Annotated in this window: 15 protein-coding genes; 11 read left to right on the top strand and 4 right to left on the bottom strand. The window is 35.3% G+C overall.

The features are described 5' to 3' along the window. The first annotated feature begins 478 nt into the window (after positions 1 to 478). The 6 genes from FSZ17_RS19780 to FSZ17_RS19755 all read left to right on the top strand — a co-directional run bounded on the left by FSZ17_RS19780 (position 479) and on the right by FSZ17_RS19755 (position 5,033). Positions 479 to 1,039 (top strand): hypothetical protein, encoded by a 561-nt coding sequence (locus FSZ17_RS19780; RefSeq protein WP_146846535.1) that lies wholly within the window; start codon positions 479 to 481, stop codon positions 1,037 to 1,039. A gap of 171 nt (positions 1,040 to 1,210) precedes the next feature. Continuing rightward, complete coding sequence (locus FSZ17_RS19775) at positions 1,211 to 2,536, top strand: MFS transporter (RefSeq protein ID WP_057773553.1); 1,326 nt, start codon at positions 1,211 to 1,213, stop codon at positions 2,534 to 2,536. Positions 2,537 to 2,617: 81 nt separating this feature from the next. Further along, positions 2,618 to 3,454, top strand: a complete 837-nt coding sequence (locus FSZ17_RS19770) for a DUF2785 domain-containing protein (protein WP_057773551.1) — start codon at positions 2,618 to 2,620, stop codon at positions 3,452 to 3,454. Between the two features lie 42 nt (positions 3,455 to 3,496). Beyond that, on the top strand, positions 3,497 to 3,982 hold the full coding sequence (locus tag FSZ17_RS19765) for a hypothetical protein (RefSeq protein WP_057773549.1): 486 nt from the start codon (positions 3,497 to 3,499) through the stop codon (positions 3,980 to 3,982). Between the two features lie 77 nt (positions 3,983 to 4,059). After that, entirely contained in the window at positions 4,060 to 4,551 is a 492-nt protein-coding gene (locus FSZ17_RS19760; RefSeq protein ID WP_407643416.1) for a GNAT family N-acetyltransferase, read from the top strand. Further along, on the top strand, positions 4,548 to 5,033 hold the full coding sequence (locus FSZ17_RS19755; protein ID WP_057773544.1) for a DinB family protein: 486 nt from the start codon (positions 4,548 to 4,550) through the stop codon (positions 5,031 to 5,033). The genes FSZ17_RS19760 and FSZ17_RS19755 overlap by 4 nt, the downstream gene beginning before the upstream one ends. 320 nt (positions 5,034 to 5,353) lie before the next feature. On the opposite strand, the gene FSZ17_RS19750 is transcribed toward FSZ17_RS19755, so the two are convergent. Further along, a complete protein-coding gene (locus FSZ17_RS19750; protein WP_057773542.1) occupies positions 5,354 to 5,779 on the bottom strand; it encodes a hypothetical protein in 426 nt (141 codons plus the stop codon). A gap of 521 nt (positions 5,780 to 6,300) precedes the next feature. Here FSZ17_RS19750 and FSZ17_RS19745 point away from each other — a divergent pair. From FSZ17_RS19745 to FSZ17_RS19730, 4 genes are all read left to right on the top strand, one after another. Beyond that, positions 6,301 to 7,023 carry an AraC family transcriptional regulator gene (locus tag FSZ17_RS19745; RefSeq protein ID WP_082625296.1) on the top strand — a complete coding sequence of 241 codons (723 nt, stop codon included), beginning with the start codon at positions 6,301 to 6,303 and terminating at the stop codon, positions 7,021 to 7,023. A 304-nt stretch (positions 7,024 to 7,327) separates the two neighbouring features. Further along, positions 7,328 to 7,657, top strand: a complete 330-nt coding sequence (gene csaA / locus FSZ17_RS19740) for a chaperone CsaA (RefSeq protein WP_057773541.1) — start codon at positions 7,328 to 7,330, stop codon at positions 7,655 to 7,657. Positions 7,658 to 7,738: 81 nt separating this feature from the next. Next, positions 7,739 to 8,245 carry a GNAT family N-acetyltransferase gene (locus FSZ17_RS19735; RefSeq protein ID WP_057773539.1) on the top strand — a complete coding sequence of 169 codons (507 nt, stop codon included), beginning with the start codon at positions 7,739 to 7,741 and terminating at the stop codon, positions 8,243 to 8,245. Between the two features lie 133 nt (positions 8,246 to 8,378). Further along, positions 8,379 to 8,729 (top strand): VOC family protein, encoded by a 351-nt coding sequence (locus tag FSZ17_RS19730; RefSeq protein WP_057773537.1) that lies wholly within the window; start codon positions 8,379 to 8,381, stop codon positions 8,727 to 8,729. 210 nt (positions 8,730 to 8,939) lie between these two features. On the opposite strand, the gene FSZ17_RS19725 is transcribed toward FSZ17_RS19730, so the two are convergent. Next, on the bottom strand, positions 8,940 to 9,662 hold the full coding sequence (locus tag FSZ17_RS19725) for a toast rack family protein (RefSeq protein ID WP_057773535.1): 723 nt from the start codon (positions 9,660 to 9,662) through the stop codon (positions 8,940 to 8,942). A gap of 174 nt (positions 9,663 to 9,836) precedes the next feature. Here FSZ17_RS19725 and FSZ17_RS19720 point away from each other — a divergent pair, with 174 nt between their 5' ends. Next, positions 9,837 to 10,313, top strand: coding sequence for a GyrI-like domain-containing protein (locus FSZ17_RS19720; protein ID WP_057773533.1), 477 nt, complete (start codon positions 9,837 to 9,839; stop codon positions 10,311 to 10,313). A 220-nt stretch (positions 10,314 to 10,533) separates the two neighbouring features. Here the strand turns inward: FSZ17_RS19720 and FSZ17_RS19715 are convergent, their stop codons facing one another. Together FSZ17_RS19715 and FSZ17_RS19710 are read right to left on the bottom strand one after the other, a co-directional pair. Beyond that, entirely contained in the window at positions 10,534 to 12,372 is a 1,839-nt protein-coding gene (locus FSZ17_RS19715) for an FtsX-like permease family protein (RefSeq protein ID WP_057773530.1), read from the bottom strand. Between the two features lie 11 nt (positions 12,373 to 12,383). Then, positions 12,384 to 13,145: an ABC transporter ATP-binding protein gene (locus FSZ17_RS19710; RefSeq protein ID WP_057773528.1), complete on the bottom strand. Its 762-nt coding sequence runs from the start codon at positions 13,143 to 13,145 to the stop codon at positions 12,384 to 12,386. Positions 13,146 to 13,181 lie beyond the last annotated feature (36 nt).

The raw sequence follows: 13,181 nt of genomic DNA, 5'->3' as shown, positions 1-13,181 counted from the left end.
AGTTTAGGTTTATCGCAGATTAACGGGCTGTAAGACCCCCACTTCAAGAAGTTGAGTTAAGAATAAATTTCTAAGTGGGGGATCAACAGCCCGTAAAAGCCCATAAAATGATCACAGACTAAAAGCGCCACATCGTGTGGCAACGTCTGCGTGACCCACTTCCTGTGGGCCGCAACTAACAATCAGTGGGGGATGAAGGCCGACTAAGAACGCCACGTCCTGTGGCAACGTCGGCACTAGCACGTCCTGTGCGTCGAAAAACCCCCAATGATTGAAGTTTCACTTTATTAAAGTGCTAAAGTAAAGTGTGTTTTTAATTAAATACCTGCTAATAAGATCGCATAAGAAGAACTAAGACATTCGCCAAAAAGGACTTGGCGAACGCCAAGTTTTTCTAATCGTTATAAGGAAAAGGGTATATATAAAGCTTTAATTCAAAAAATACCAAGGAAAAAACAAAGAGAAGGTTGTGGAAGCCTTGGGTCAAAAAAATCTTTTTATATTTTTCATTGTTTCTTTTCTCTTTTCATCCATAACAGTTTTTGCAGAGACAAATGATAACACCATATCAGCATTATTAACTGCTAAAGCAAAAAGTACTTTTGATGATGGTGATAGGCCCATTCGTAATGCTCGAATAGTTGTAATCAATTCTTTAGGCGAGATTATTGGAACAGCATTAACAAATTCTAATGGCGAAGTAAAAATACCTGTTTCAGTCCTTAAGGACCCTAGATTTCCGATGAAGAATATGGGGGAAGTTACTGTCCTCGCGTTTGCAAATGGCTATAACGAACTTATTAATTTTAGTGTTCCAGTTAATGAATTTCAAGATCATACTGCAAGTGTTTTTATTCCTCTAAAGAAGATAGATCCCAACAGACGAAATGAACCGCATTTTCTTAACGGCAGTTTTCATCGTTTTACTGTCTTTGAAATGCTTAATTATTTTGCTGGGAAATTAGGATTGCAGAGACAAAATATAAATGATCCAACTATAAGTCCTGCGCCATGGGGACCTGACATAATTAAGCAGTAATTTCATCTTTTTATTAACCCGTCCAAGAGAGCACATTTCTTCAAGAAAAAGTGCTCTTTTTGCTAAACTAAAGTGAAAGATTTATTGAAGAAGGAAAATTTTATTTGCAAATTGAATAGTAAGTATAATATGGGCATTCATTATTTTTTGGGGAATAGGTGGTTAGAAGGTATGTTACCTAAATTGGATGATTCAGGTGCTATAGAAAGTCAATCGTCTGAGTTGCAGATTTATATTGATGATCCGGAAAAGCAGCGACGTTTATATAAACGGACATTGATTATTGTTGTTATTTCACAAATTCTCGGTGGTGCAGGACTTGCAGCAGGAATAACGGTCGGTGCGCTTCTTGCACAAGAAATGTTAGGAACGGATAGCTTTGCTGGTCTTCCTACTGCCTTGTTCACATTAGGTTCTGCCATAGCGGCTTTGCTTGTCGGGAATTTGTCCCAACGTTTCGGGCGCCGCTTTGGACTAGGACTAGGTTTTTTACTTGGTGGTATTGGTGCGATTGGGGTAGTCCTAGCAGCAGTGACGAATAATATTCTATTTCTGTTTGCCTCATTGCTCATTTATGGTTCTGGAACGGCAACAAACTTACAAGCACGCTATGCTGGCACGGACTTAGCCAAGTCAACTCAGCGAGCAACAGCTGTCAGTATTGCGATGGTTTCAACCACATTTGGTGCAGTTGCCGGTCCTAACTTGGTTGAAGTAATGGGGAGCTTTGCTGCCTCAATTGGTGTTCCTGCTCTAGCAGGTCCATTCATTTTAGCTGCTTGTGCTTATATTCTTGCTGGGTTCGTTTTTCTTATTTTTCTTCGTCCAGACCCTTTAGTTGTTGCAAAAGCAATTGCTAGCTCGCAGAAAATGGATGAATCAAATTTTGCAGATAAGAAACGAAAGGACCTTTCCATTAATAAACGAGGAATCGTTGCAGGCGCGACTGTTATGATTGTTTCCCAAATTGTTATGGTCGCGATTATGACGATGACACCCGTACATATGGGACATCATGGACATGGCTTAAATGAGGTTGGAATGGTAATAGGAATTCATGTAGCAGCAATGTATTTTCCGTCCCTAGTTACAGGTATACTGGTTGATAAAATTGGGCGTACGGCGATGGCAATTGCTTCAGGAGTTACTCTGCTTCTTGCGGGTATTTTTGCAGCTTTTACTTCTACAGGTTCCATTCCAATGCTTATCACTGCTCTTACTTTACTTGGTCTGGGCTGGAATTTCGGTCTAATTAGCGGTACCGCACTTATTGTAGATGGAACTTCTTTTTCCAATCGAGCGAAGGTACAAGGGTCTGTGGATGTCTTTATTGCATTAGCTGGTGCAGCGGGAGGAATATTATCAGGAGTCATTGTAGCTTACTTCAGTTACACTACACTTTCGTTTGTAGGGGGAATTCTCTCACTGCTGCTAATCCCAGTCGTATTATGGTCACGTAGTAATCCCCAACAGGAATATCATAGATTAGAGGAATGATAGGGTTTTAATGGATGTGTATAAGATTCGGTTTCCTATTTAAAATAAACGATTTGCTTACTTAGAGAAGGAGGTATGGTTATGGATTTAAAAAGCCTGCTGATTGAACTTAATGACATGACTGAAGAACAGATATTAAATCAAAATTTAGACGAATTAATCAGTGATATGCTTACTGATATAGGAACGATTGATTCCGATTTAAGAGAACTTGTTTATTCTGCTTTTGCAAAATTAATTAGTGAAAATTATTTAGATAAGAGGCAGCTGCAGTATATTATGGAAACTTGCTTAGATCATAATCATTTATTCTACAAAATTGGTGAAATCAATAGCGATTCCGTATTTACGCGTTCTTTTTCTTCATTAGTCATTGCGGTTATTTTGAATAAAGATAAGGATGATCGATTTCTTTCAACTGACATTTTGTTAAGAGCATTTGAAAGCAGTATTTCTTATTTACGACAAGAAAAGGATACAAGGGGTTATGTAGAAGGAAAAGGTTGGGCTCACAGTATAGCACATGGGGCCGATTTATTGGCTTCGGCAATAGACCATCCGAGCTATAATACTGGTATGTCTAAAGATTTTCTTGATACAGTTCATAATTGTTTATTTAAAGGTCCAGTTTACACAGATAATGAAGATGAAAGACTAATATTTGTTATTGAATCCCTGATGGATAAAGATTTGAAGGAAACAGAATTAGTAGAATGGGTTATTAATATATTTTCTGAATTGGAAGCTGTGTTTGAGAAAGAGAGTTCTTATATAAACTTCTATCGGATTAAGACAAATGTAATGAACTTTGTAAAAACACTCTATTTCAGATTAGGGTATAAAAATATAGGCCACCATGCAAGAAATACGATAAAAGAGAATTTAGAAATTTGGTTTAAAAAATATTATATAAAATGACCAATGGAATAGTATTTTTATAGCAAAAGGAAGGATTATCTAATGAGTTTATATAGATTCCTCGCATCAGACAATCCAGTGTATGAAGTCGATCATAGTGGTTTTATCCAAATGAAAGTGAAGGATATTAAGGAAATGATACCAATTCCAAACCCGCCTTTTTCTTATTCTTCTTGGGATGAGCTCGATGAAGATATGGATGTTTTATATGCAAAAAATGAAGAGGATTTAGGGGGATTGCAGATTGCATTATGTGATAATCCACCTTATGGTCTGGAATCTTATATTAATAGTAAATATATTTACTGGCTTGAGGGCAATTTCAGTTCAAAGTTTTTAAATCAACTTACAGAATATTTAAAGACAAACATCCAAAAGGGAGAAACCGTTGAACTTTGGTCCATTTGGTTTGGTGATGAAGTAAAATCGAAAAAAGTGATGAAAGTGTCTTTTGAAACACTTTCTAATACTGATTTGGAAATCCTTCGTAATCATGAATGTTGTTGTGTAATAATAGAACGAAATTAAACTTGCTCCTATTTATAATAGCTTCATAGCACATTGTTATGAAAAGTAGAAAAGATAAAAAAATAATTGAATGAGGGATGTCTTTGATAAAAGAAATTGATATTCGTAATCGAGAACTAGCTGAAGAAGTATTAAAGGTTCAAATACCTTCTTATATGGTAGAAGCAGAAATAATTGGCTTTTCTGACATCCCCCCATTGAAAGATACAGTTGATACATTGCAACAATGTGGAGAAACTTTCTTTGGTTATTATATTGACGAAGAGCTATGTGGAGCCATATCAATAAAAGTAGAAATGGGTGAAATCGATATACATCGGTTAATCGTACATCCAGATCATTTTCGAAATGGAATTGCCCAAAGACTTTTGGATTTCGTTGAATTTAACATTGAATGTAAGGAAGAGATTGAAATAATAAAAGTGTCAACTGGCTTTAAAAATGCTCCAGCCGTTAGTCTTTATATAAAGAACGGATTTCACAAAGTTGATGAAGTCAGAGTAAATGAACAGCTATCTCTTACCTTTTTTGAAAAGAAAAAATTAAATAATGGGGGTGATGAATTATGATTCACAACATTAATGAATATGTAGAGTATTTGGAAAGTGTTCGAAAGCGTACCATGCAATATGTGAAAGCTACTCCAAGTTTTACTTTAGAATGGAAACCAGCAGAAAATAAATTTTCAACGGGAGATTTACTCAGACATTTAGGTTCTTCTCAGCTAATGTTTTTAAGTATATTGGAGCAAAAGGGGTGGACCTATCCTGGGCATGAAAGAAGTAAAGGGGAAACGATAGAGGAAATTACTCATTATTTAGAAGCGTGTCATGTCAAATTCATAAAAGGCTTATTAATTCTAGGCAATGATCTACTAACCAAAAAAATTCCTACTATGCATGGTCATGAGGTAAGTTCATGGAGGATTATGATGGCATTCATAGAACATGAAATACATCACCGTGGGCAGTTATCTTCTTATTTACAAAACAACAATGTTGAACCACCGCAAATTTTCGGATTAAAGATTGAACAAGTTAAAAGACTATAAACTGCAACATTACTTTAAGTCGTTAGGCTTCTTTAATAGCCCATTTATTAAACTGAGGGAGTAGAAGAAGTAATGATGATTTTTTGTTAGCTAATAGGAATGATTAAGTTTATTAACGTACTAAAGTAAAGTGTGTGTTCAATTAAATATCTGCTAATAAGATCGCATAAGAAAAACTAAGGCATTCGCCAAAAAGGACTTGGCAAATGCCAAGTTTTTCTAACATTATCCAATACCCCACAACAATAAGGGGTATTGGATAACCTTAGGATTATCAGCAATCTAATATCCGTTTGAATCTATTATTCGTGATTCTTCCATTAACATTTTTTTATGGCTAAACCACTAAATGAAATTGGCCCGACAATAGCTGCTTCTGTGTCAGAAGTAATATTTTCAGCAGTCACTTTATATCGATGTGATCCCTTTCGCACATTTTTATCTATAGCTTGGAATGTCACAATATAATTTACCTCTGATGTAGGATCCGCTTCTATTCCCTCTTGAGCTCTAAAAATTTCTTTTCCATCACGAAAGATCTTAAATAAAATTTGAGATGTTTCACTTATCCCTCGAAGCCCTGCTGTTGCAATTAATTCTACATGATTTTTCTTTGCATTCTTTGGTATAGTTATACGGATTGAGGCTAGTACAATTTTATCTGGAGATTGAGGAATAGGAGTTTGGTTATTATTGTTAACTTTGCTAATAGGCTGCTTTGCTTGATAATCAATAATACGAACCATTTTGTCACCCCCTTAATTTTTATGTTATAAAGTATGCAGTTAAGTGAAACCAAGTTTGGACAAACATTTAATTTGATCAAAAAGTTTCTATTGCCAAAAGATTTTTTTGTTAGATACAAAGAGTTGGTTCCAAAATTGCGAGATGTAATTGTTTAGCTAACGAGTGCATTAATTATAGAAATTTTAGGTTGCTTCGGCAGCCTTTTTTTTGTTCAACTTAAGAATCGGGTTAATTTAAGTAGTGTACGAGGCGATAATGGGAACAAATATATGACTGTCCAGTGTCAATCAGGTTCTTATTGTACGAACGAGTAGCATTTCTTCAAGAAGGAGAAGTGTATTTTTTGTTGAAGTATATAGCTCAATAAAGTTTTTAAATATGGTTTTGTGTTAGTTGTGTGATCATGAATGATCTGGGGGAAAGTAAGAAAGATGAAAACAAAGTTAGAAAAAAGGCTAAGGTTTGGCATATCCTATATGTCAAATAATACAAAAACGCAATTACCAGCGAGGAATCCTAAATGGAAAATATGAAAGAAATTGTTGCAGAGCGAAGAACTTATACAGCTCATCAAGACACTCATTCACATTCATACGCCCAGTTAATCTTACCTCTACAAGGGGAACTTAATATAAAGGCGGGGGAACAGAACATTAAACTAGGCCATCAAACATTATTTTTTGTTCCTCCAAAATGCAATCATACTTTTTCTTCAGTCGTACGTAACGAGTTTTTGGTTTTAGATATTCCTGATTTTATGCTCACCTGGAATGAGTTAAAGTTTCAAAATAAGGGAGTTTCTTATAAGTTAAACAATCGATGGAGAGGGATTCGAAATCTTATTCTAGATGAGATTAATGAGTCTGTATATCCCTCTGCGCTTAAGGAGCTCTACCCTTACATTTCACATTCTTTACTCCAAAAACAACAACCTAAATCGATTAGCTATATTCATGAACACTATAATCAAAACATTACCGTACAACAATTAGCTTCAATTGAACATTATAATCGATCTTATTATTCAGATTGGTTTATAAAAGAAACCGGTAAATCACCTTCAGCATATATACAAGAAGTACGTTTGAATAAAGCAAAAGAATTACTCCGTAACACGGATTTATCTATTTTACACATTGCTATCCAAGTTGGTTTAGAACATCAATCGTCACTAACACGTTTATTTCAAAAACATGAGGAGCTAACACCTAGTCAATTTAGAAAAAAATACACCCATCAATGAAGAATCATTTAAGTTTCAAATTTGGTTACAAGGAATGATTCTGATGTAAATTGGTGCCGTGAGTATTACTATCATTTTAATTTTGAGATGGTTTAGCGTGTTTTATCATTAAGGCTTTATAGGACCGTTCTAAAAATTAGCTAAATAACGACATTTGGATAAAATAATCTGACTTTCAGTAAAAAACAATAATTCCATATAAGTAAAATTTAAATATAGACTTGGTTAGAACCCAAGTTGCTCAAGATAACTGTGCTCAGCTTTGAACACAATCAAGATAAGTAAAAAACTGGAGGTAATATTAGTGGCAACAATTGATGATTTTTTGAAATTGGATATACGAGTCGGTACAGTGATTAAAGCAGAGCCATTTCCAGAAGCAAGAAAACCAGCAATAAAATTAGAAATTGATTTTGGTGATATCGGTATCAAACAATCTTCAGCCCAAATTACACGTAGATATGAACCAAAACAACTTATTGGAAGTCAAGTGGTTGCAGTAGTAAATTTCCCCCCTAGACGTATCGCAGGTTTTAAATCTGAGGTTTTGGTAATTGGTGGCGTTCCACAAGAAGGTGATGTTATACTCTTAAAACCAGATGAACCTGTTAAAAATGGGACACCGGTTGCTTAAAACACTAATAAGTAATAATTTTTCTTTAGTCCAATAAGATTACGTGTATCTTTTAAATGAAATGGAGGGGGATTATAGGTAATGTATATTCTAGAAACTGATAGGCTAATTTTGAGACAGTTTAAAGATGATGATATGCCTTCTCTTCATTCTATTTTTTCAGATTCTGAAACAATGGAATTTTACCCAGCCCCTTTTAGCTTTGAACAAACTCAAAACTGGATTAAAAGAAATCAAGAAAGATACCAAGAATGTGGCTATGGATTATGGGGAATATGTATAAAGGAATCTAACGAATTAATAGGTGATTGTGGACTTGTTAATCAAAAAGTGGATGGGAAAACTGAGGTGGAAATTGGATACCATATCAATAAAAAGTATTGGTCAAAAGGATATGCATCAGAAGCAGCAAAAGGTTGCAAGGAATATGGCTTTTATCAATTAGGGATCAATAAGTTGATAAGTATAATTGACCAAAGAAACCTTCCATCGATTCGTGTAGCAGAGAAAATTGGTTTCATTAAAGAAAAAGAATCATTTGTTTTTGACAAAAATCATTATATATATTCAGGGTCTAAAAATACATAAGTAACACTTATTAAGCTAAAGGGTGCTATTCTTAAAGAAGGGTTGATGCGGCAACCTTTTTCTAATTTAAATATTGCAGTAGAATGGCTTGGTAATAAAAATTTTTGAATATATCTACCTGGAGGTCAAGGCTATGAAAATTAAAGGTTTCGGTGGGGTTTTTTGGAGATCAAAAGATGTTGTTTCATTAAAAATTTGGTATAAAGAAACACTAGGAATTTCCATGGGAGATTGGAGTGGTACTATCATCAAGCCAGATGCTGACAACGAAACGATCTTTTCTTTCTTTAAGGAAGATAGTGATTATTTTCCAGAAGAACAATCTGTGATGCTAAATTTTCAAGTTGAAAATATCGAAGCTTGGATGGAACATTTCAACAAAATTGGAGTACCGCTTTTAAAAGGGCCTGAAAAAAGTGAGTTTGGAACATTTATTTGGATTTCTGATCCAGAAGGAAGATGGATTGAAATTTGGGAGAAATAATCTTGAATTAACTTCTTATTAAAGAAATGTGGGCGAAAGCTTAAAGGGATCGCGGTAGCGGTCTTTTTTTTCTTATTTTATGAGCCACTATACATCTTTTTAGATGGCCTGATTATTTTTTAGCTTTCTAAAAAAACAAAGCCTCGATCCGAATATCGAGGCCATTCATAAAATATGGGAAGTGATAGCGAGTTTAATAATAGACAGCTTTTATTTTTCCAATTCAAAGTTAGCTTCACCAACGCCAAGTTCAGTATTCACAACGATTTTTACATCTGCATTTTCGAAGGCTTCGTTTACATAGACTCCGTTTCCTTCAGAAATAAATCCATTGAAATTCGAAGAACCAACTCCTTCAGATGATATGATTTTTACCCCTACGTCTTTCGGAAGGATAATCGTAGATTGGCCAACACCCATTTCTAAATCAACATCAAAACTTTCCTGCCAATCCCCACTTAAATCTACAGTAATGTCCCCAACCCCTCCGTCAATATCAAGTTTACTAAGCTTCAATCCTTGTAAATCAAGGTCTGTATCCGTTGTTCCTGTGTTCACTTCCAGATTAATCGGAACATCATTTGTAAGCTGTAGGTCCCAAGTATTTTTTATACTGCCCTTTTTAATACCTAATACTTTTCCATCAGATTGCTCAATTGTCATTTTGCCAGTATTGCCAGTACGTTTGTATTTAACTTTAGGCTTAAGTTCATCGATATTGTATTCAATTACTCCTTCAGCCCAATCCTTCGCTCCACCCGAAACATTTATTTCCCCGATGCCAGCATCCAAGGTGATATCTAATTTTTCCGCTTTATCTTTCTGAACATGAATCTCAAAATCCTTTTCCTTACCAATAACACTGTAGCTGCACCCTGTTATCCATAATAAATTAGCAGCAATTATAATTCCCAATACTAATTTCTTTGTCATTTTAATACTCCTCTGTTTTTTTATGTTAATCAAATTATAAGATAATAACGAAAATGTTAAAATCGACCTTGGAATGGATTTCCACTAAGACTTGAGACTTAGTATAAATAGTAAAAAGGAATTCGAGTCCAAATAGCGAAATAGAAAATATAATTCAAAGGAAGGTGTGAAAAAATGCAGGGAACAACATTGGAAAATATAATGATAAAAGAATTACCAGAATTAAAGTTAGTAGGATTTCGAGTTTTATGTTTAGGTGACCAATTTATAAACGAAATTCCAAAAGCATCAAAACGATTAAGTGAACGCATGAGTGAAATTAAACAAGTAGTAAATCCATTACGACAATTAGGGGCATTTGTTGTCGATAATAAAACGGATGAAGAAGATGGTTATTGGATTTGTGTTGAAGTGAACGAGTACGATGATATTCCTGCTGATATGGTGACTTTAACAGTCCAACCTCAAAGATATGCTGCTTCAAGATATAAAGGTGTTAATAATAAAATAATGGATGCTTATAATGAATTACATATGTGGATTGAAGAGAACAATTATAGAAGATTAAAAGATAAATGGCATTTAGAAATATATTATAGTTGGGAAGACGTTGAAAATATAGATGTAGAGCTATTCGATACTGTTGAATAATATCAAATCCGGATAATGCTTTAGGTTGATACGAAATGAAACCTGCTCCCTATTCAGAAGCAGGCATTTTTTTGGCTAACAGGAAATTTTTAGTTTATTAAAGTGCTAAAGTAAAGTGTGATTTTAATTAAATATCTGCTAAAAAGATCGCATAAGAAAAACTATGACATTCGCCAAAAAGGAATTGACGAATGCCGAGTTTTTCTAATATTCATATTGATTAATTTGTTTTTGGTAGCACGATCCCTTTATATAACTGAACAGTAATAAAGTAATAGATTGCGTAGATCACAATGAAAATGACAATTGGCAGCCAAACTCGGAAGTACGGATCAACGAGAATAAAAGAGAACATCTCCATTCCGATGAGTACATGGGTGATACCGACAATAGCCGGGAATAAGAAAACGAGGAATAGTTCTTTATAAATAGACTTTGTCAGCAGTGAAGTACGCACACCAATTTTGCGGAGCATTTGATAGCGGCTAATGTCCTTAGTTGCACCAGACAGGATTTTGAACATTAAGCAGCTGGCCATCATGGCTAAGAAGGCAATTCCTAAGAAGAAGCCCATGAAAATAGTTCCGCTCGCAATACCATACATATCTTGGTAGGAACGATATTTACTATACATATTGGTGTCATTTCCATATTTCTTTTGCTGCAGCGCATCGATTTTTTTCCATTCCTTCAAATAGGCTTGAAAATCATCTGATTTTCCAATAATGGCAATGCCTTCTTTTCCTTTTACATCCTCAAACATTTTTTGATCGACAATTTTAATTTTGTGATCTGGGTATAAATAATAAGGTTGAATGGTATCCAAGGCAAAAGCCCATTCTTCTGGAACTGCTAATCCACTTTGTTGATCTTCTAATCCTACAATACTGCCTATTGGAAGTTCTCCAGCAACCCTTTCTTTCTTTCTAAAGCTCTTTTCATCCTTAAAAGTTTGGATGATTGGACGCTGTTTCTCTAGCTCTTCTTTTGTATAGTAAACGAATTGGTCATCGACTTTGTAATGATACTCGTACTTTTCGTCAAACTTAATGTCTGCTAATATATTCTTTTCTTCAACGGTAGGATTATGAGTAACGACATCATAGGTGTTGAAGCCTTCCACCATAATCATGACATTATTCTTGAAAGCCATTCCAACTGATATGGCTCCAGCTCCAAGGGCAACTAACATCGCAACAGTTGCTAATACTTTCGTTAAGCTATTTATACGAAAGTTCAACTGAGCAAATGTGAAAGCATTAATTCCTTTTTCAGAGCGCTTTTTATTCGCCTTAAGTTTTTTAATAATAAGTGGCAGGACCGACATAAACAGCAAATACGTTCCAGATGTAGTCGTCACTAGCGAAATAATGATTCCTAGCTGCTGAAGGGTCGTCATATTTACCATTGCAGCATATCCAATGGCTAATAAAATGAGAGAAAGAAAAGCAATGATGAAAGTCTTTTTTCCTTTTACAAAGGAATTTTCTGCTTGTACATCTGAATGAACAAGCTGCAATACGGTCACACGAGATAGCTTCATACTATTTGAAATAGCTGAAAGAATAAACAAAACAAGGAAGAAGATGCAAGTAACGGCTATCGATGGAATATAAAATGCGTGGTATCCGCCTGCAGTAAATTCCAGCTCCTTCATAAGCAGCTGGCCGATCCCTTGTGAAAGCCCTATTCCTAATGCAATTCCGATTACAAGTGAAACGAAGCCGATCACAATGGTCTCAATAAACATAAGCAACGTAATCTTACCCTTTTTCGCACCTAACATCATATACATGCCGAATTCCTTTTGCCTTAGGGATAGTAAAAAGGAGTTGGCATATAAAATATAGAAGAAGGTAATGATGGCTAGCAGAACGGAGCCAGCATGAAAGACGAACTGGATCTGGCTAATAACAGAGTTGGATTCAATAAACGCTCGATTTAGCGCAAGAGTTTGGAACAAATAAAAGATGGATATCGAGATGACAAGTCCAACTAGTAAAACGAGATAGTCTTTCAGTTTACTTTTTAGCCCTGACATAGATAGCTTGAATAACATGTCTTATCCTCCTATGCTTTCTGGGTGCCGAGTCCAGCCAGCACATCTAAAATTTCCTTATAAAAGGCATCTCGGGTACTTGTACGATGAATTTCCTTATACAATTCGCCATCCTGAATAAAAAGAATTCGCCTGCAATAACTTGCACTAAATGGATCATGGGTAACCATCATAATGGATACGCCTTGCTCCTCATTTAAATTTGTCATCGCTTCTAATAAGCTCGCTGCGTTTTTCGAATCAAGCGCTCCAGTTGGTTCATCTCCTAAAATAATTGCTGGTTCATGAACGAGTGCTCGGGCAGCTGCACAACGCTGCTTTTGACCGCCAGAAACCTCTGAAGGATATTTTGAAAGAATAGCTGAAATCCCTAATGTTTTTGCAACTTTTTCAACCTTTGGGCCAATTTTTCGAGAAGGGATGCCCTGCAAGGAAAGTGGTAGAGCAATATTTTCATAAATGGATAAATTATCAAGCAGATTAAAGTCTTGGAAAATAAACCCTAGCTTTTGTGAGCGGAAATCTGATAGCTGCCCCTGCTTCATTTTCGTAATATCGTTACCGGCAATTTGCACGATGCCATCTGTAGCATGATCTAAAGTTGAGATCACATTTAATAGAGTTGTTTTCCCAGAGCCAGATGGCCCCATGATCCCAACAAATTCACCCTCATGAATGGAGAATGAAACGTCATTTAAAGCAATGGATTGGTTTTCACCCTTTTTTCCATAGAATTTTTTTACGTTTTTAACGTCAACAACTGGTGTTTTCATTCCTTATAACCTCCTAAGATTCTTTCTTTATCTTAC

Origin of the sequence: Cytobacillus dafuensis, assembly GCF_007995155.1 — a bacterium.
Classification (GTDB): domain Bacteria; phylum Bacillota; class Bacilli; order Bacillales; family Cytobacillaceae; genus Cytobacillus; species Cytobacillus dafuensis.
Note: the sequence above shows the minus strand (reverse complement) of the source record. Positions and strands in the feature narration are given on the sequence as shown.

Coding starts and splice junctions, on each gene's coding strand:
- FSZ17_RS19775 (WP_057773553.1), top strand. CDS start 1,211: ATGTTACCTAAATTGGATGATTCAGGTGCTATAGAAAGTCAATCGTCT.
- FSZ17_RS19770 (WP_057773551.1), top strand. CDS start 2,618: ATGGATTTAAAAAGCCTGCTGATTGAACTTAATGACATGACTGAAGAA.
- FSZ17_RS19765 (WP_057773549.1), top strand. CDS start 3,497: ATGAGTTTATATAGATTCCTCGCATCAGACAATCCAGTGTATGAAGTC.
- FSZ17_RS19760 (WP_407643416.1), top strand. CDS start 4,060: ATGTCTTTGATAAAAGAAATTGATATTCGTAATCGAGAACTAGCTGAA.
- FSZ17_RS19755 (WP_057773544.1), top strand. CDS start 4,548: ATGATTCACAACATTAATGAATATGTAGAGTATTTGGAAAGTGTTCGA.
- FSZ17_RS19750 (WP_057773542.1), bottom strand. CDS start 5,779: ATGGTTCGTATTATTGATTATCAAGCAAAGCAGCCTATTAGCAAAGTT.
- FSZ17_RS19745 (WP_082625296.1), top strand. CDS start 6,301: ATGGAAAATATGAAAGAAATTGTTGCAGAGCGAAGAACTTATACAGCT.
- FSZ17_RS19735 (WP_057773539.1), top strand. CDS start 7,739: ATGTATATTCTAGAAACTGATAGGCTAATTTTGAGACAGTTTAAAGAT.
- FSZ17_RS19730 (WP_057773537.1), top strand. CDS start 8,379: ATGAAAATTAAAGGTTTCGGTGGGGTTTTTTGGAGATCAAAAGATGTT.
- FSZ17_RS19725 (WP_057773535.1), bottom strand. CDS start 9,662: ATGACAAAGAAATTAGTATTGGGAATTATAATTGCTGCTAATTTATTA.
- FSZ17_RS19720 (WP_057773533.1), top strand. CDS start 9,837: ATGCAGGGAACAACATTGGAAAATATAATGATAAAAGAATTACCAGAA.
- FSZ17_RS19715 (WP_057773530.1), bottom strand. CDS start 12,372: ATGTTATTCAAGCTATCTATGTCAGGGCTAAAAAGTAAACTGAAAGAC.
- FSZ17_RS19710 (WP_057773528.1), bottom strand. CDS start 13,145: ATGAAAACACCAGTTGTTGACGTTAAAAACGTAAAAAAATTCTATGGA.